The 17,148-nt window shown below is 73.9% G+C and carries 17 protein-coding genes and 2 pseudogenes; 4 read left to right on the forward strand and 15 right to left on the reverse strand.

Features of this window, described 5'->3' with window-relative positions:
- Positions 1–11 precede the first annotated feature (11 nt).
- Complete coding sequence (locus ELR47_RS11560; protein ID WP_130650033.1) at positions 12–1,166, reverse strand: fatty acid desaturase family protein; 1,155 nt, start codon at positions 1,164–1,166, stop codon at positions 12–14.
- A gap of 118 nt (positions 1,167–1,284) precedes the next feature.
- Complete coding sequence (locus tag ELR47_RS11565; RefSeq protein WP_130650034.1) at positions 1,285–2,379, reverse strand: ferredoxin reductase; 1,095 nt, start codon at positions 2,377–2,379, stop codon at positions 1,285–1,287.
- 111 nt (positions 2,380–2,490) lie between these two features.
- Here ELR47_RS11565 and ELR47_RS11570 point away from each other — a divergent pair, with 111 nt between their 5' ends.
- Positions 2,491–3,702 (forward strand): PucR family transcriptional regulator, encoded by a 1,212-nt coding sequence (locus tag ELR47_RS11570; RefSeq protein WP_130650035.1) that lies wholly within the window; start codon positions 2,491–2,493, stop codon positions 3,700–3,702.
- A 47-nt stretch (positions 3,703–3,749) separates the two neighbouring features.
- On the opposite strand, the gene ELR47_RS11575 is transcribed toward ELR47_RS11570, so the two are convergent.
- Entirely contained in the window at positions 3,750–4,154 is a 405-nt protein-coding gene (locus tag ELR47_RS11575) for a DUF2237 family protein (RefSeq protein ID WP_130650036.1), read from the reverse strand.
- Entirely contained in the window at positions 4,151–4,984 is an 834-nt protein-coding gene (locus ELR47_RS11580; protein ID WP_130650037.1) for an alpha/beta fold hydrolase, read from the reverse strand. The genes ELR47_RS11575 and ELR47_RS11580 overlap by 4 nt, the downstream gene beginning before the upstream one ends.
- A 321-nt stretch (positions 4,985–5,305) precedes the next feature.
- Between ELR47_RS11580 and ELR47_RS11585 the strand changes: the two genes are divergently transcribed.
- Entirely contained in the window at positions 5,306–6,265 is a 960-nt protein-coding gene (locus ELR47_RS11585) for an inorganic phosphate transporter (protein WP_130650038.1), read from the forward strand.
- 26 nt (positions 6,266–6,291) lie between these two features.
- The gene (locus ELR47_RS11590) at positions 6,292–6,933 is read left to right on the forward strand and encodes a DUF47 domain-containing protein (protein WP_205745219.1); all 642 of its coding nucleotides are present in this window, start codon (positions 6,292–6,294) and stop codon (positions 6,931–6,933) included.
- A gap of 57 nt (positions 6,934–6,990) precedes the next feature.
- On the opposite strand, the gene ELR47_RS11595 is transcribed toward ELR47_RS11590, so the two are convergent.
- Genes ELR47_RS11595 through ELR47_RS11615 form a run of 5 tightly spaced genes read right to left on the reverse strand, consistent with a single transcriptional unit; the run spans position 6,991 to position 11,297 of the window.
- The gene (locus ELR47_RS11595; RefSeq protein WP_130650039.1) at positions 6,991–7,575 is read right to left on the reverse strand and encodes a hypothetical protein; all 585 of its coding nucleotides are present in this window, start codon (positions 7,573–7,575) and stop codon (positions 6,991–6,993) included.
- Entirely contained in the window at positions 7,572–9,008 is a 1,437-nt protein-coding gene (locus ELR47_RS11600; protein ID WP_130650040.1) for a DUF58 domain-containing protein, read from the reverse strand. Before ELR47_RS11600 ends, ELR47_RS11595 begins: the two co-directional genes overlap by 4 nt.
- A complete protein-coding gene (locus ELR47_RS11605; protein WP_130650041.1) occupies positions 9,005–10,003 on the reverse strand; it encodes an AAA family ATPase in 999 nt (332 codons plus the stop codon). Before ELR47_RS11605 ends, ELR47_RS11600 begins: the two co-directional genes overlap by 4 nt.
- On the reverse strand, positions 10,000–10,587 hold the full coding sequence (locus ELR47_RS11610; protein ID WP_130650042.1) for a hypothetical protein: 588 nt from the start codon (positions 10,585–10,587) through the stop codon (positions 10,000–10,002). The genes ELR47_RS11605 and ELR47_RS11610 overlap by 4 nt, the downstream gene beginning before the upstream one ends.
- Positions 10,584–11,297 carry a DUF4129 domain-containing protein gene (locus ELR47_RS11615; protein ID WP_165404027.1) on the reverse strand — a complete coding sequence of 238 codons (714 nt, stop codon included), beginning with the start codon at positions 11,295–11,297 and terminating at the stop codon, positions 10,584–10,586. Before ELR47_RS11615 ends, ELR47_RS11610 begins: the two co-directional genes overlap by 4 nt.
- 148 nt (positions 11,298–11,445) lie before the next feature.
- Here ELR47_RS11615 and ELR47_RS11620 point away from each other — a divergent pair, with 148 nt between their 5' ends.
- Positions 11,446–11,997: a class I SAM-dependent methyltransferase gene (locus ELR47_RS11620; protein WP_130650044.1), complete on the forward strand. Its 552-nt coding sequence runs from the start codon at positions 11,446–11,448 to the stop codon at positions 11,995–11,997.
- Here the strand turns inward: ELR47_RS11620 and ELR47_RS11625 are convergent.
- The 6 genes and pseudogenes from ELR47_RS11625 to ELR47_RS19365 all read right to left on the reverse strand — a co-directional run bounded on the left by ELR47_RS11625 (position 11,961) and on the right by ELR47_RS19365 (position 17,046).
- Entirely contained in the window at positions 11,961–12,353 is a 393-nt protein-coding gene (locus ELR47_RS11625) for a cation:proton antiporter domain-containing protein (protein WP_130650045.1), read from the reverse strand. The two genes, ELR47_RS11620 and ELR47_RS11625, sit on opposite strands and share 37 nt — an antisense overlap.
- Before the next feature lie 34 nt (positions 12,354–12,387).
- Positions 12,388–12,834 (reverse strand): annotated as a pseudogene (locus tag ELR47_RS19360) (cation:proton antiporter domain-containing protein); the annotation flags it as partial.
- A 515-nt stretch (positions 12,835–13,349) separates the two neighbouring features.
- Entirely contained in the window at positions 13,350–13,547 is a 198-nt protein-coding gene (locus ELR47_RS11635) for a hypothetical protein (protein ID WP_130650046.1), read from the reverse strand.
- Positions 13,548–13,630: 83 nt separating this feature from the next.
- Positions 13,631–14,578, reverse strand: coding sequence for a bile acid:sodium symporter family protein (locus tag ELR47_RS11640; RefSeq protein ID WP_205745220.1), 948 nt, complete (start codon positions 14,576–14,578; stop codon positions 13,631–13,633).
- Between the two features lie 67 nt (positions 14,579–14,645).
- Positions 14,646–14,951, reverse strand: coding sequence for a hypothetical protein (locus ELR47_RS11645; RefSeq protein ID WP_130650048.1), 306 nt, complete (start codon positions 14,949–14,951; stop codon positions 14,646–14,648).
- A gap of 150 nt (positions 14,952–15,101) precedes the next feature.
- Positions 15,102–17,046, reverse strand: a pseudogene (locus ELR47_RS19365) (PhoX family protein).
- Between the last annotated feature and the right edge of the window lie 102 nt (positions 17,047–17,148).

The following is a 17,148-nucleotide window of genomic DNA, read 5'->3' on the forward strand; positions in this document are numbered from 1 at the left end:
GCCCGGGGTGGTCAGGCCGCCGAGGGCACGGCCGCGAGCGGCGCGTCGGCGGCGTCCCGGCCGGCGAGACCGAGGCGCTCGAGGGCGTCGTTGGGCAACGACAGGCGGATCACCTTCGCCCAGGCCGACGCGACCTGGCGCGGCAGCGGCCCGGACACGTAGCGCAGCCCATAGCGCTCGAACAGGTCCTGGATCTTGGGCGAGATCTCCTGGTACCGGTTGCTCGGCATGTCCGGGAACAGGTGGTGCTCGATCTGGTAGGACAGGTTGCCGGTCAGGATGTGCAGCAGCGGCCCACCGCTGATGTTGGCGGCACCGAGCATCTGGCGCAGGTACCACTCGCCGCGGGTCTCGCCCTCGATCGAGGTCTTCTCGAACGTCTCGACGCCTTCGGGGAAGTGACCGCACATGATGACCGAGTGGGTCCACAGGTTGCGCGCGAGGTTGGCGGTCAGGTTCGCCGCGACGGTCGTGACGGCCGCGGGACCAGACAGCAGCGGATGGACGACGTAGTCGCGCACGAAGTGTCGGCGGACCTTGCGCAACACCTTCTTGGCCTGGGTGCGGAACTCGGCTGCGTCCTTGCGCCCCTTGAGGTACTTGCCGACCTCGAGGTCATAGGCGGCGATGCCGTACTGGAAGATGCAGGCGTTGACGAGGTTCCACAGCGGCTGCGCGAGGTAGAACGGGCTCCAGGGCTGGTCCTCGTCGACCCGCATGATGCCGTAGCCGAGGTCGTTGTCCCGTCCGATCACGTTGGTGTAGGTGTGGTGCAGCTCGTTGTGTGAGTGCTTCCACATCTCCGCCGGCGCGACGTTGTCCCACTCCCAGGTGGTCGAGTGGATCTTCGGGTCACGCATCCAGTCCCACTGGCCGTGCATGACGTTGTGGCCGATCTCCATGTTCTCGAGGATCTTCGCCAGCGACAGCCCGGCGGTGCCGGCCAGCCACGCCGGCGGGAACAGCGAGAACAGCAGCACGGCCCGACTGCCGAGCTCGAGGGTGCGCTGCACCTCGATGACCTTGCGGATGTAGGCCGCGTCGCGCTCGCCCCGGCTGTCCATCACGTTGGCGCGGATCGCGTCGAGCTCCCGGCCCAGCGCCTCGATGTCCTCCTCGCTCAGGTGGGCGGTCGGGTCGACGGGCTTGCGTTGCAGGGTGGTCATGGGAACTCCTCGGTGGCGTGCGCGCCGGACGCGGCGGTGCGGGCGTCGGCAGGTGGATCGGTGCGGGTGGGGCGTGCGGGCGGTCTGGGACGACGGGTCGGATCGGGACGCGCGGGCGTCAGAGGTCGAAGCTGCAGGTGGCCGCGGCGGCGTTGACGCAGGTCTGCACCATGGGGGGCTCGTCACCGGCGGTCGTGACGGTCAGCTCGCCGGTGCGCAGGTCCCGCACGGCGCCCTCGCGCAGCGGCACGACACAGCCGAAGCAGATGCCCATCCGACAACCGGAGGGCATCAGGACCCCGGCGGCCTCGCCGGCCTCGAGCAGTGGGGTCGCACCGTCGGCCTCGACGTCCTGCCCGCTGCGCCGGAAGTGCACCGTGCCGCCCTCACCGGTGACGACGGTGCCGGGACGGAAACGCTCGAGGTGCAGGCGCTCGGGGATACCAGCAGCGTCCCAGTGTTCCTCGAGGACGTCGAGGAGCGCACCGGGGCCGCACGCCCAGGTCTCGCGCTCGTGCAGGTCCGGCACGAGCCGGGTCAGGCCAGCCGGGTCGAGGCGACCCTCGCGGCGGGTGACGTGCTCGACCAACCGCAACCGGCCGGCCGCCGCCATCGCCCGCAGCTCGCCACCGAAGATGGCCCGCTCCGGTGTCGAGGTCGCGTGCACCACCACGACGTCGTCGAGGTCGTCGAGGCGGCTGCGCAGGATGCCCATGACCGGCGTGATGCCGCTGCCGGCCGTGACGAACAGCGTCCGCGGTGGGGTGACGGACGGCAGGACGAACTCGCCGGTGGCGAGCTCGAGCTGGACCACCGTGCCGGGGCGGGTCCGCCGCACGAGGTGATTGCTGACCACGCCGTCGGGAACGGTCTCGACCGTGACACTGATGCAGCCGTCGTCGCGGTCGGGCGGCGAGGTCAGTGAGTAGGTCCGCCAGTGCCGCACGCCCTCGACGTCCACGCCGAGGCGGACGTACTGGCCCGGGACGTGGGGGCGCCAGCCGCGCCCGGGACGCAGCACCACGGTGGCGGCGTCGCGGGTCTCGGGGTCGACGGACACGACCCGGGCCCGCAACCCCAGCGCGGGGTGCAGCCGGTCGAAGAGCTCGAGGTAGTCGGCCGGAGCCAACGGCGTGGCCGCGACCTGGACGACCCGTGACGCGGCACGGGTCAGGCGGTCGGTGAACGACGGCATGGTGGTGGGACGCAACATGTCACCAGCCTCTCACTCCCACCGGTCAACGTCCTGTGCTATGAAGGTGGAACCCGTGCCGAAGTTTGTTCGCAGAGGCGCAAGGACGGGGTCGTTCGGGAGATCCTCACCGTGGTTGGAACTACTCGCGGGACACCTGCCGTCGGTGACCCCGTCCTGCCGCCGGTGGTCGTCGAGGATCTTCGGGCGCAGCTGCCCGAGATCGCCGCGCGCACCGTCGAGGCGATCACCGCCGAGGTGCCCGAGTACACCGGCTCGCTGGACGCGGAGATGCGGGCCACGATCGCCCGGGCCGTCGAGGACGCCCTCGCGACGTTCCTGCGTCTGGTCGCCCGGCCCGAACCGGTGGGCGGCACCAGCCCGCTGGAGGCGGCCACCGAAGGGGCCTACCGGCTGGGTCGTGGCGAGGCGCGCTCGGGACGGACCATGGACGCGCTGCTGGCCGCCTACCGGGTCGGCGCCCGCTCGGCTTGGCAGCAGATGTCGGACACGGCCGTGGCCAGTGGCGTGCCGGCCAGCGACGTGGCCCACTTCGCCGCGCTGGTGTTCGCCTACATCGACGCCCTGTCCGCCTCGAGCCTGGCCGGCCACGCCGACGAACTCGCCTCCACCGGTCGTCGCCGTGAGCAGTACCGCGAACAGCTCGCCCGCACGCTGGTGTCGGGCGCCTCCATCGAGACGCTGCGCGAACTGGCGGAGCGGGCCGCCTGGCCGCCCCCGGAGACCCTGACCGCGCTGCTGGTCCCGGCGGCCCGGGTGCACGAGGTGCTGGGGCGGCTGGCCCCCGACACGCTGAACCTGCCGGGTGACGCGATCGAGCTGCGCACCGACGTGCCGCTGCACGTCCTGCTGGTCCCCGACGCGGCGCGACGGCGCACCCAGCTGCTCGACGTCTTGGCCTCGACCTCGGCGGTGGTGGGCCCGGCGCGGCCGTGGACGCGGGCGGCCGACTCCCTGCGGCTGGCGGTCCGGGCACGGGCGCTGCTCGGCCCGCCGGCCGGGGCGCCGCTCGACAGCGTCGACCACCTCGCCGCCCTCGCCGTCGGCGCCGATCTCGACGCGCTCGCGGACCTGCGTCGCCGCGTGCTGGCGCCGTTCGCCGACCTGCCGGCCGACACGGCCGAGCGTCTGGTCGACACGCTGCGCGCCTGGGTGCTGCACCAGGGCCGCCGCAGCGCGGTGGCCGCCGACCTGCACGTGCACCCGCAGACGGTCCGCTACCGCATGACGCAGGTCCGCGAACGCCTCGGCGACCAGCTCGAGGACCCCACGTTCGTGCAGGACCTCGTCGTGGCGCTCACGGTCGCCCCGCCCACCGCCTGAAGCCGCCGGCCGACGGGGCCGCCGCTCGCGGTAGCGAGCCGCGAGCGTCAGCCGCCGAGCATCCCAGGGTCGTCGGGGACGTCCACGGCGTGCTGGCGCAGCACCGCCAGCGGCACGACGTCGAGCACCCGTTCGTTGGTGGCGGCCAACACGACCGGGGCGGCCGCGCCGTCGCGGTGGGCGAGCAGCCAGTTGGGCGCGGTCACGCACCACCGGTCCCCCGGTGTCAGGCCCGGGAAGCGGAACTGCGGCCGCGGAGTGGTCAGGTCGTTGCCGATACGGCGCTGGTGGGCGAGGAACTCGGCCGACATCACGGCGCAGATCGTGTGGCTGCCGCGGTCGTCGGGCCCCGTGCGGCAGGACCCGTCGCGGAACCAGCCGGTCAGCGGGTCGAGGCTGCAGCCCTCGAGCCGACCACCGAGGACGTTGCGTTCGCTCCCGGGTGTGCTCACGGGGCCGCCTCCGGTGACGGCGCGCCGTCGGACGCCTCGGTGAGCAGCGAACGGATCGCGGCGGTGACCGCCTCGGGCTGCTCGATGGTGCTGCTGTGCCCGGCTGCGGGGATCCGGACCAGCCGCGCACCGGGGATCCGATCGACCATCCGCTGCGCCTTGGCCGGGGTGGTCGCCACGTCCTCGTCGCCGACGACGACCACCGTCGGTGCCTCGATGTGGGCCAGTTGATCGGCGAAGCTCGGCCGTTGCAGCACGCCGTTGACCGATTTCGTGACGCTCTTCGCGTTGCTCTCGAGGATGCCCCGCCAGCGGTCACGTTCGGCCGCCCGGTCCGGATCGTCCAGGAACGTCCGCCCGAACATGATCGGCAGGACCCGCGACGAGACCGCACGGGCCCCGGCCAGGCGCACCACCAGGTTGAGTGCCTTGTAGCGCGGGACATTGGGGCGCGGCTCGGGGTCGGCCGAGGTCTCGATCAGGCACAGCGAGCGCACGAGGTCGGGACGCCACACGGCCAGACGCATGCCGACGAAGCCGCCCATCGACAGCCCGACCACGTGCACCGGGCCGACGCCCAACGCTTCCACGAGCGCGATGGCGTCGGCGGCCAGCAGGTCGGTCGGGATGGTGGCCTCGCTCGGCACGGCGCTGCGGCCCTGGCCGCGGTGGTCGTAGGCGATGCACCGGTAGTCCGCGCGCAGGGCCGCGACCTGCGGCTCGAACAGGCGGCGGTCCCACAGCAGTCCATGGCTGAACAGGATCGTCTCCGGCCCGGTGCCGACGTCCTCGTAGTACAGCCGGGTCCCGTTCACCGCGATCGTCGGCACGCCGCCTCCTCCGTCCGGACGGGGCATGCTGCCATGCCCGTGCGACGGACGCCCCGACCCGGCGGACGGGCCTCGTCGGCATGGCGGACGACCGTCGTCGGTGAACGGACACCGACGACCAACGGATGGGCGGTCCACGACCGCACCCGCGCGGTCGTAGGCTGCGGCGCCGGCGCCGGCGCCGGCGGCGCGCGCAACGCACCGGCGCACGCGGACACCACCAGGTTCCGGTGCCGGACGACGAGGACGGGTCATGGGCGGGCAGGACGGACCCCGGGCAGGGGGCTTCGGTCGCCACCGACCGGCCCTCTCCCGACGACGTTGACCTGGCTGTTGGCGGTGGCGGTCGCGTTCGCGTTCGTCAACGGGGTCAACGACGGCGGCGCGCTGCTGTCGGTCGGCTTGTCGGTCCGCGGGCATCGGCCGCTGATCGGGGTGGTCCTCGCCGCGCTGTTCGTCGCGCTGGCACCGCTGCTCGTCGGGACGGCGGTCGCGGCCACGCTCGCGGGGCGGCTGGTCTCCTTCGACGGGGCCGACGGGCAACTCGCGTTGACACTGGCGGTCGTCGCCTCCGTGACCGTGACCTGGTTGCTGGCCGCCCGGGGGCTGCCGACGAGCCTGACGCTGGCGGTGGTCGGCGCCATCGCCGGTGCCGGCGTGGGCGCCGGTCTGCCGGTCACCTGGAGCACCGTCGCGCAGGTGCTCGTGCTGGCGGCGCTCGCCCCGCTCGCCGGGGTGCTGGTGGCCCGCGGGCTCGGCCGCGTGGTCACCGCCTGGCCGTCGCCCGGACCGTTGGACCAGCGGGTGCGTCGATGGCACCGGTTGGGGTTCCTGGCCCAGTGCCTGGCCTACGGCGCCAACGACGGGCAGAAGATGCTGGCGGTACTGGCCGTCGCCGCCGGTACGGCTTCGGCCGACGGGGTCCCGCTGGTCACCTGGCACCTCGCCGTCGCGGCGGGGGCCTTCCTGCTCGGGGCGGTCGTCGGCCTGCCCCGCGTGGCGCGGACCTTGGGCAGCGGCGTCGTGCCCTCGCGCCCCCACCAGGCGGTGGTCACCGAGTTGTCCTCGGCGTCGGTGGTGCTGGCCACCGGGGCGTTGGGTTCGCCGGTGTCGATGACGCAGGCGATCTCCGGCGGTCTGGTCGGCAGTGTCCTCGAACGCGGCTACCGCAGCGTGCGGTGGCGTGCCGTCGGTCGCCTCGGCACGGCCTGGATCATCACCCTGCCGTGCGCGTTCGCCGCTGCGGCGCTCGCGACCCTGCTCACCCTGGCGGTCCGGTGACCGCCGACGACGAAGAGGACCGGGCCGTGCAGCAGCGTCTGCGACGATTCTGGCGCAACCTGACCGGCGGCAGCGACGAGGACCTCGTCGCCTGTCTGCTCGCACAGGTCACGGCGACCACCGAGGCGGTCGAGCTCGCCCGCGCGATGGCCACCGGCGAGATCGCCCCGACGTCGGGGGCCGAGCGCATGGATGGCGTCGAGAGCGAGGGCGACGACGCCCGGCGCGAACTGATCCTCGAACTGCGGCGCACGCTGGCCACGCCGATGGACCGCGAGGACCTCAACCGACTGTCCCGCTCGATCGACGACGTGCTCGACAACCTGCGCGACCTCGCCCGGGAGTTCGACCTGTACGGCTTCCGCGACGAGCCCCTGCTCGTCGAGCCCGTCGACAACCTCGCTGCCGGTCTGGCTTCCCTGCGCCGGGCCATCGAGGTGCTGATCGAGCGGCCACAGGACGCCGCCCGCCACGCTGCCGAGTCGAAGAAGAACGACGTCCGACGCAGCTACCAGCGGGCGATGGCCACCCTGCTGACGACCGACGAGGCCGTCGACAGCCTGCTGCTGCGCCGACGTGAACTGCTGCGCCGGCTCGACATCACCGGCCTGCGCCTGGCCGAGGCCGCCGATGCGCTCATCGACGGTGCCGTCAAGCGGAGTCACTGACGGACCGCCGACGCACCGCGAACGGACCACGACGCGCGGGTCGGCGGCCAGCCGCGGTCAACCGCGTGCCCGCACGGTCCTCAGCAGCGCCCAGGCGAGCACCGCCAGCCCGACGCCGGCGGCCAGCGGGGGCCAGGGTGAGGCGATGTCCGCGACGTGCAGCTGCCGAGCCACCAGCGCGAGCGCCTGGATCGGCACCTGCACCGCCAGCCACGCTCCTGCGGCCCGCCGCAGCACGCGACGCTCGACGCGGCCACCGACGGCGAGGTCGCCGTGGAGGGCCGCCAGGTCCACGACCAGGTGCACCCCCGACACCAGGGCGAACAGCGGCCAGGCGAACGGTGCCGTCGGGGCGAGGGCCCACAGCAGGCCCACGCCGACGGCCAGCAGCGACGGACCGGCACCGCCGGGCCGCACGGCGACGGTCACCAGCAGTGCGCCCACGGCGAACCACGCCAGCGGCGCGGCCGGCAACAGGGGCACGGTGCAGGCTCCGGCGACCACGACGCACGCGACCCGCAGCGTCCAGGCCGGCAGGGTGGGACCGAGGTCGACGACCGCGGGCCGGGGCGCGGGCGGCCGGCGGCGAGCGGGCCCGAGGCGCAGGGACCACCGGTCGCGTGTGCGGGCGAAGGTGCTCATCGGCCGGACCGACGCACCCGTGACCGTGCCGCCAGCTGCGCGCCGGCGACGCGGCCCGCGTCCGGGTCACGCCACTCGACGACCTCCACGCCCGCAGCGCCGAGGGTCCGCAACCGGTCCGCACGTTCCATCGCCACGAGGCGGTGGGCCAGCACCTCGCGGGCGGCGAGGTGCTCGCGCACGGTCCGCGGCAGCACGTCGACGGCGATCGTGCGGTGGCCGGCGAACCGCCAGGTCCGTGCCAGCTCGACGGCACGGTCGTCGAGGAAGGTCGACAGCACCATCACGAGCACGCCGGCCGGCAGCTGTGGGTCGGGCGCCGACGCGCTGGGGTCGCGCTCCGCCTGCGCCAGCGCGACGTGGTGGGCCAGCTTCCGCAGCTGGCGGCGGCCGCCTGCCGGACGCAGGGGACGCTGGCGACGGCCCAACTCGACCACCCCGACGCGGTCGCCGAGGTCGAGGAAGTGGCTGGCGAGCGAGATCGCCGCCTGTCGGGCGAGGTCCAGGGAGGTGGGCTCGAGTGGGTGCACCCCCCCGACCGCCCACGTCGACACGTCCGGGCCGAGGGCGTCGCGGGCATCGACCACCAGCATGACGTGGGCGTCCGAGGTGGCGAACGTCCGCCGCACGTAGAGCTGTGTCGTACGCGCTTCGGGCGAGACGCCCGCGCCGGTGGTGGCGGGCGCAGGGCCGGTCCCGCGTCGCGCGGTGGCTTTCCAGTCGATGCGCCGCAACCGGTCCCCCGCCGTGAACACCGCCAGGTCCCGGAACTCCCCGCCGTCACCGGCACGCGCCGAGCGGTGGGAACCGGTCAGGCCCTGCAGGCGGTGCGGCAGTGGGACCTGCTGCAGCGGCACCGGCTGGGGCAGCACGAGCAGGCTCACCGGTCCGGCGCGCTCCGCCGGACTGCCGACGGCCGCATACCGACCGCGGGCCCGGTGGTCGACGCCGAACAACGCCTGTCGTCCGGTACGCACGGTGGTGAGCGCCAGGGTCAGGGTGCGGCGCCCGCCGCCGTCGATCAGGACCTCGAGGTCGCGGTGCTCCGCCGCGCCGACCCGTAGCAGCAGCGTTCCGGTCCCGGCCGGCGGGTCGATCACCAGCGCGGACGTGGCGCGGCGGAGCGCCGGCGCGAACGCCGGTCCGTCGAGACGGATCTCGGGCCGACCCCGGGGGCCGCGCAGCACGTCGACGACGACCGGCGCCACCAGGACCACGCCGAGCACGGCGACGTCACCACGGTTGATCAGCAGGCCGAGCAGCAGCAGGGCCCCGCCGGCGACCAGCCGCGGGACCGCGTTGCCGACGACCCGCCACGGCGCCGGCGCGACCTCGTCCGTCGATCCTCCCGCCGCCGGATCGCGTGCTCGGTTGCCCGCCCCCGAGACGCCCCCGCCCGGGGCATCCGACGCGGCCGGCGCCCTCGCACTCACGGCGCGGCGCGGCGGGCGCTCGCCGGGCCGGCGACCTGGTCGAGCAACGACGCGACCACGGCCTCGGCCTGGGTCCCCTGCGCCCACGCCTGGGGCGTGAGGGTCAGCCGGTGCGCCAGCGCGGCAACGGCGACGTCCTTGACGTCCTCCGGGGTGACGTAGCCGCGACCGGCCAGCACCGCCACGCCCCGCGCCACGAGTACCAGCGCCTGCGACCCACGTGGCGAGGCCCCCACCTCCACGGCCGGATGCCGTCGGGTCGCGTCGACGAGGTCGACCCCGTAGCGCAGCACGTCCGGATCGACCTCGACCATCTCCACCCCGGCCTGCATGGCCAGCAGCGTCGCGGCATCGACCACCCGCCCCACGGTGACCTCTTCGGTGCGTCGTGCCAACCGTCGCAGCAGCACGTCCACCTCGGCGTCGCGATCCGGGTACCCGACCGCCAGGCGGACGAGGAACCGGTCGAGCTGCGCCTCCGGCAACGGATAGGTGCCCTCGTACTCCACCGGGTTGGAGGTCGCCATCACGTGGAAGGGCCGCGCGAGCGCGTAGGTGGTGCCCTCGACGGTGACCTGGCGCTCCGCCATCGCCTCCAGCAGGGCCGACTGCGTCTTCGGCGCGGTCCGGTTGATCTCGTCGGCGAGCAGCAGGCCGGTGAACACCGGTCCGGGCCGGAACCCGAACGTGGCGTCCGACGGGTCGAACACGTACGAGCCGGTGATGTCGGAGGGCAGCAGGTCGGGCGTGCACTGCAGGCGGCGGAAATCGAGCCCCAGGGCGGTGGCGAGGCTGCGGGCGGCCAGCGTCTTGCCGAGCCCGGGCACGTCCTCGAACAGCACGTGGCCGCCGGCGAGCACGGCCGCCAGGGCCGTGCGCAGGGCGGTGCGCATGCCGACGATCGCGGTGCCCACCTCGTCGAGCACGGCCGATCCGAGCCGGGCGACCTCCTCGATGGGCAGCGGGTCGGCGGACACGACGGTGGGCACGGTCATCGGGCGCGTTCCTCACGGGTGGGGAGCGGGACGGGCATCGGTCGCGGACGGTCGTGGGGCGTCGGACGGCCCTGCGGTGCGCTGCCGGCGTCGGGCGCGGCGTCGGTCGCATCGAGCCGCTCGACCGCGTCGACGGCCCGCGAGAAGGCCCACAGGCCGATCGGGCGGCCCTCGTCCCCGGTCAGGACCCGGTAGGCACCGGTGCCGACCAGGCGCCGCACCACCGCTGCCTGGCCCGGCTCGTCGAGGTCCAGACCCCGGCGGGCGAGACGCACACGGGCGAGGGCCGCGAGGCGCGCGACGGCCGTCGGCGACACCTGTCCCCGCCGGCTGCTCAGCCGCCACGACAGCTGCCGGACCTCGCGACGGGTGCCGACGGGCAGGGGCACGGCGCGTGGTCGCCACCGGTCGGTGCGGCGGACGGCCGACTGCTCGGTCAACAGGTGGCGTGCGGCGGCCAGGACGATCACGACGGCCGCGACCAGGCCGCTGCGGGCGGTGTCGACGCCGATCGCCCAGGCGGCCAGCCCGGCCACCACCGCCAGGGCACCGGCGGCGAGGAGCGGGCCCCGATCCGCCCTCACGGTGCGTCCCGGCCGGCGTTCGACGCCTCGACGTCGGCGGCGAGCCGTCCGAGGCAGTCGCGCGCCCGGGCGACGTCGTCGGGGCCGACCGGCCGGCCGGAGAAACGGGCCCGGTGGTAGAGGGCCAGCAGTTCGTTCGTCGTGGCGGCGTCGGCGGCGGTGCGTTCGAGCACGGCGACGGTGAACTCGGTCGGTGTCTGCGCCGGGCGGCGTCGCACGCCCGAGACCTCCGCGGCCTGCTCGAGCGCCAGCCACGCGGCGATCACCGCATCGGCCGGCGCCCGACGGTCCTCGAGTGCGCGAGCGGCATCCAGCATGCCGCGTCGGAGCACCGGCAGCTCCGGCTCGTCGGTGAACTCCCCGGCCGTCACCTCGTCGCCCGCACCCGGGATCCGGCGGGGGGGCGGCACCCGGCCGGCATACCGCGTCCACAGCCACCACACGGCACCGGCGGCCAGTGCCATGGCCAGCAGCCAGCCGACCCAGCGCAACCACGACAGGTCGATCGTCGGCGAGCCCGTCTCCGGCGGCGGCGGCAGCCCTTCCACCAGCGGCGGTGGCTCCTGCTCACCCGTCGGCGGGGCGATCGGCGAGCCGACGTCGCGCGGCTCGAGTTGCCAGGGGGCACCGGTGGACGCCCCGAGCACCGCCAGGACCAGGACGCCGACGGCGGCGACGAGCCCGACGACCACCCCTCGGTCCTGCCTCACCGTCGTCACGGCTCCTGCCGGTGTGCCCGTGCGAGGAGCCTATCGGCCGCCGCGGGCGGCACCGTCGACGCCGCGGCCGGGCTAGGTTCCCGGCGCCGCCGGTTCGCCGACGTCCCGGCGCGACCGACGAACGGAACGGCACCCGCGCATGACCGACTGGGACGGCGAGGAGTACCAGCGCCGCATCGAGCAGCGCCTGCAGGGCGTCGACCTGCACGGCGAGGTGGCCTTCGTCCAGCGCTACGCGCCGCGAACGGTGCTGGACGCTGGATGCGGCACCGGTCGGGTGGCGATCGAACTCACGGCCCGTGGGGTCGAGGTGGTCGGCGTCGACGTCAGCGGGTCGATGCTCTCGACCGCCCGCACCCGCGGGCCGGAGGTGGACTGGGTGGAGGCCGACCTGGCCGACTTGAACCTCGGTCGGACCTTCGACGTGGTGGTGATGGCCGGGAACGTGGTGCTGTTCACCCCGCCCGGCACGACCGCCGCCGTCGTCGCCGGGAGCGCCCGCCACGTGTCACCGGGTGGCGTGCTCGTCGCCGGCTTCTCGCTCGACCGGGACTACGACCTCGCCACCTACGACGCCGAGGCGGCGGCCGCCGGGTTGACGCTGCGGGAGCGCTACGCCACCTGGGACCGCGACCCCTGGCGCGAAGGTGCCGACTACGCGGTGTCGGTCCACGCCCGCGGGTCCGCCTGACCGTCGACGGCACGCCGTCCGTCCAGCCACCGCATCGCCGGTCGCGCCGTGAAGCCGTGCACGAGCAACGACGTGAAGATCGTCACGGCGGTCAGGGCCCAGAGCAGGTAGCCCTCCTCCCCGAGGTCCGTGCGGTTGAGCCCGTAGGCGAGGTAGTACAGCGATCCGAGGCCCTTGATGCCGAAGAACGCGATGACGGCGTTCTCCGCCCGCGTACCTCCGCGAAACCCGAGCAGGCCGATCCAGCCGGCCAGCGGGCGGGCCACCACCAGCGACACGCCGACCAGGACCACCGGCCAGCTCACGCGGGACCACAGGACGTCGGCGATGCAGGTGGTCGTGCACGTGGTTGGCACGCTCGGTGTCGCGGATCACGTAGGCGGTGACGAAGACCGCGATGAACCCGTAGGCGTGGGCCACCTCGGTGATCCCGTAGGAGATCAGCGTGAACGCGAGCGCCAGCACGGACGGCGCGAGGCCCTCACCGTCGCGCAGCATCCCCGCATACCCCGCCCCGCCGACCAGGCGTACCACCACCCACCCCAGCAGCCGGCCCACCAGCCAGCCCAGCACCAGGCCCCCGGCGATCTTGTAGAGCACGTCGTCGAGGAACCAGGCGCCGAGCCACTCCCCCGGCGCCCACCCGGCCACGGCGACCAGCACCGCGAGGTTGGTGAACGGGAACGCGAGGCCGTCGTTGAGCGAGGACTCCGAGGTCAGGCCGAAGCGGACCTCGTCGGGTTCGTCGGCGTCGGGGGCGCCCGTGGTCGGTGGACCGGTCTGCACGTCGACGGCCAGGACCGGGTCCGTGGGCGCGAGCGACGCACCGAACAGCATCGCCGCCGCCGGTGCGGGCCCGGCCACCCGCCAACCGAGCACCCCCGGCAGCGAGGATCGACAGCGGCATCGTGATGGCCAGCAGCCGCCAGGTCGACATCCAGCCCCGCCAGCTGACGCGACGGTCCAGCGACAGTCCCCGGCCCGTGAGGGCGACGATGACGGCGAACTCGGACAGGTGCTCGGCCAGACCGCCGTGCACGACCGGGTCGAAGTCGACCTCCGGCAGCAGCAGCGCCACGAGCACACCGACCGTCACGACGACGATCGGATAGGAGATCAGCCGCTCGCGCAGGACCAGGGGAACGGCGACGGCGGCGAGCGCGAGCAACCCGACGACCAGCACGAGCAGGTGGTACATCCAGACCTCAGGGCCGCGGCGGTAGATCGGGCCGGACCCTACCGGGAGTGGCCCGCGCCGAATCGCCGTGGTCCCGACGCCGACCGGGCAGCCGACACCGGACCCGGGCCGGCGCGCCGACCCTCGCCGCCGACGGTCGGCGCGCCGCGTCAGGTCAGGGCTGGTCCGGCCACGACACCTGGTCGCGCGGCTCGGGTGGCTGCAACGCCCGCTCGAGCGCGCGCAGGCGCCGATCGACCGTGTCCTCGAGCCGCTCGACGCCGTCGGCCACCCGCTTCACCAGCACGAACGCATAGACGATCACGGCCAGTTGCAACAACCCGCCGAGCACCACCACCGCGATCTCACCCATGTCGCCTCCCCGCCTCCCCGCCTCCCCGGTCTCGACTCGACCTCCGGCCCGACGGCCCTGCCGGCGCAACGGCGGGCGGCACGCTAGCCGGAGCCCCGGACCGGCGGCGGCCGATCGCGGTCGGGAGTGTCGTCGTTGCGCGCCGCCCGCCGGGCGACCAGCGGTGAGGTCAGCATCTGCACGACCGCGTAGACGACCGCAGGCAGGGCGACCGCGTCGGGCAGGCCGCTCGCGACGACCAGGAACGCCGCGATCGAGAACTCCTTCTTGCTCACCGTGAACCACATCGCCACCCGGTCGTCCCGCGCGGGCAGCAGTGGGCTCGCCGCCAGCGCGACCAGGTACCCGGCGAGGTTGAGCGCCACCGCGACGCCCACGAGCAGCCCCACGGTCGCCGGCTCGGCGCGCACCAGGTCGGCGTTCGGCCCGACGACCGCGAGCAGCAGGGCCAGGTAGGTCAACGACCCGGTCGCCGACAGCGCCGGCTCGAGCCGGGCGACCCGGCCCGGGAACCGGGTCCGCAGCCCCACGCCGAGCACCGTGGGGACCAGCACGGTCAGCGCCAGCTCACCCGCCAGGGAGACGACCGGGGCGTCGAGGCGGACCCCGGTGTAGCCGAGGAAGAGCAGCGGGACGAGCACGGGGGCGAGCGCCGTGTTGAGCGCGTTGCAGACGGTCGCCAGCGCCACGTTGCCGCGGGCGAGCCAGACCAGCAGTGGTGAGGAGACGTCCGTCGGCAACGTGCCCAGCAGCACCAGCCCGAGCCACAGCGGCCCGTCGCCGAACACGAGCGTCGCCAGACCGAGTGCCAGCAGGCTCATCGGCCCGTACACGAGCAGGGTGGCCAGCAGGGCGACCCGCGGCCGCCGCAGGACGGAACGCAGCGTGGCCAGGTCGAACGTGAGGCTGACACCCAGCATCAGCAGCGCCAGCAGCGGGGTCACCGCCGGCTGCAGCGCCTCGCCCGTCCACGGCACGACCAGGCCGAGCAGGGCGGTGAGCACCACCAGGACCACGAGGTGGTCCTCCACGACCCGCAGACGCTCGACGGACGATCCTTTCCCGGGACGCAGGTTCCACGGCGTTCACGCCGCGCGGTCAGCCCGGCGGGGGCGTGTGACGCAGGATGCCGGCGACCACACCGCTGAGGATCGCCCCCACCAGGCAGGCGATGGCACCGATGTTCATCCCCAGCGACACCATCGCTCCGGTCGTGCCGTCAGCCGCGAACGTCACGAGCGAGACGACGAACAGGACGACGCCGACGACGGTCGCCGCGACCGCCGCGACGGCGAAGTACCGCCAGCGGCGCTCGCGTCGCGGACCTCGGACGGCGGTGACCAGCCCGGCCCCGAGCGGCCACACGAGCGCGAGCGCCACGAGCAGCAGGAATCCGTCTCCCACGTCTGCTCGCCCCCCGACCGGTCGCGTCTCGGGCGCCACCGTAGAGCCTGCGTGCTGGCCGGTCACCGTGCCAGGTGATCGGACGGCCCGGAACGCGAGCGGCGCGCCCGCTGCGAGGCGCGCCGCCACACCGGTGTCCACCGGCAGGGGTCACGCGCCGATCTTGCCGCCGCCGATCCTGCGGATCACGACCGTCGCCGAGCGCGGACGGCCGGCCGGGTCGTGATCGGGCCAGCTGCTCACGGCCTGCGGGTCGGCGGGCGTCGGCGCACCGATGGCAGGCGTCGACTCGCCCGGGTGCTGGACGTTGACGAACATCGTCGACTGGTCCGGGGTGGTGACCACCCCGGTGATCTCGCAGCCTCGTGGGCCCACGAGGAACCGTCGGATCTCGCCGGTGTCGGGGTCCGCCGCCAGCATCGCGTTGTTGCCGAGGTTGTCGTGGCCGGCCTGGGGGCGCAGCTGCGCCGAGTTGGAGACGTCGGTCTGGATCCACAGCCGCCCGTCGGGGTCGAACCACAACCCGTCGGGCGAACCGAACATGCTGTCCGCGTCGAGCTCGACCCGCGCGTCGTAGGCCGGGTCACCGGCGAGCACGAAGAGGTCCCAGGCGAAGGTGGTCGCGGTGTTGTCGCCGTGCGTCTCGGTCCAGCGCACGATGTGCCCGTAGGGGTTGGGTTGACGGGGGTTGACGTTGCCGGCCCAGCCGGCACCGTTGGTCAGCGTGAGGTAGACGTCGTCGTTGCGCGGATGCACGGCGACCCATTCCGGGCGGTCCATCGGGGTGGCGCCCACCGCGTCGGCCGCCTGACGGGTGCGGATGAGCACGTCGGCCTGGTCGACCCAGCCGTTGGCAGCCGTGAGCGGACCGCGACCGTGGACCAACGGCAGCCACACGCCGGTGCCGTCGTCATCGAAGCGGGCCACGTAGAGCGTGCCGTCGTCGAGCGGGCTGCGGCCACGGGCGAGCTCGGCCCGCCACGGACGGGTGCCGACGAACTTGTAGACGTAGTCGCCGTCCTGGTCGTCACCGCTGTAGACCACGACGCGGCCGCGCGACTCGGTGACGGTGGCGCCCTCGTGCTTGAAGCGGCCCATCGCGGTGCGCTTCACCGGCGTGCTCGTCGGGTCCATCGGGTCGATCTCGACGACCCAGCCGAACCGGCGCAGTTCGTTGGGGTTGCGGGCCACGTCGAACCGCTCGTCCACCGTGTGCCCAGCGGTAGCCGAACCCGTTGGCGTTGATCCCGTAGCGGCGTTCCTCGGCGTCCGGCACCCACCCGGTGTCCTGCGTGCCGAAGTAGCCGTTCCAGTTCTCCTCGCAGGTGAGGTAGGTCCCCCACGGCGTGACCCCGTGGGAACAGTTGTTGAGGGTGCCCCCGACCGGGCGTGAGGTCCGCAGCCTCGGATGGTCGCCACCGACCGGTCCCGAGAAGGCCATGGAGGTCGTACCGGTGATCCGGCGGTTGTGGTTCGAGTCGATCCGCTGCCAGCGCCCGCCGACGAGCGCGACGTTGACGACGCTGACACCGTGGGCGGCGAGCGCCTTGTCGACCTTCGCCTGGGTCATGGTGCCGGCGCCGTCGGGACTGAGCAGGGTCTGGTCCACGTACTCGTGGTTGAGGACCAGCAACCCGTTCTCGTTGCCGCGGCGTCCGTCGCCGAGCGGGAAGAAGTGCATGCCGTCGTGGTGCATGCCGATCTGCTCGGCCTGCTCGGCGGCGGTGTTGCTGGCGTCGGCCTTCCAGGCCGGCCCGTCGGTGCGGATGGGCTCTCCCCACGGGATGAGCACCTCGGCGACGTAGCCGTCGGGGACCACGATCGTGTCGGCCGTGCCGGTAAGCACCGCGGGGAAGCCCAGCAGCGACCGGGCCGCGCGGCCGTTGCCGTTGGCCGCACCGGCCGGCGGGGCCGCGAGCGCACCGCTGGCGCCCGTGCCGAGGCCGTTGCCGAGCGTGAGGAAGCCGGCGGCGGCCATGATCGCGCCACCGCGCAGCACGTTGCGACGGGACAGGCGTGCCTCGACGACCGCACCGAACGGGCGGTTGTCGGCGTCGTTGCTGCGCTGCTCGTCGGGATCGAGTTCCGGGAACATCGTCGGCGTGACCATCGGGGCGGCGCTCCTTGCCTCCTCGCCGACGTTCGGCCGCTGCGGCCGGCGCGTCGGGATGCCCACTCGGACATCGTCCGGCACGCT

Source organism: Egicoccus halophilus (genome assembly GCF_004300825.1).
GTDB classification, from domain to species: Bacteria; Actinomycetota; Nitriliruptoria; order Nitriliruptorales; family Nitriliruptoraceae; genus Egicoccus; species Egicoccus halophilus.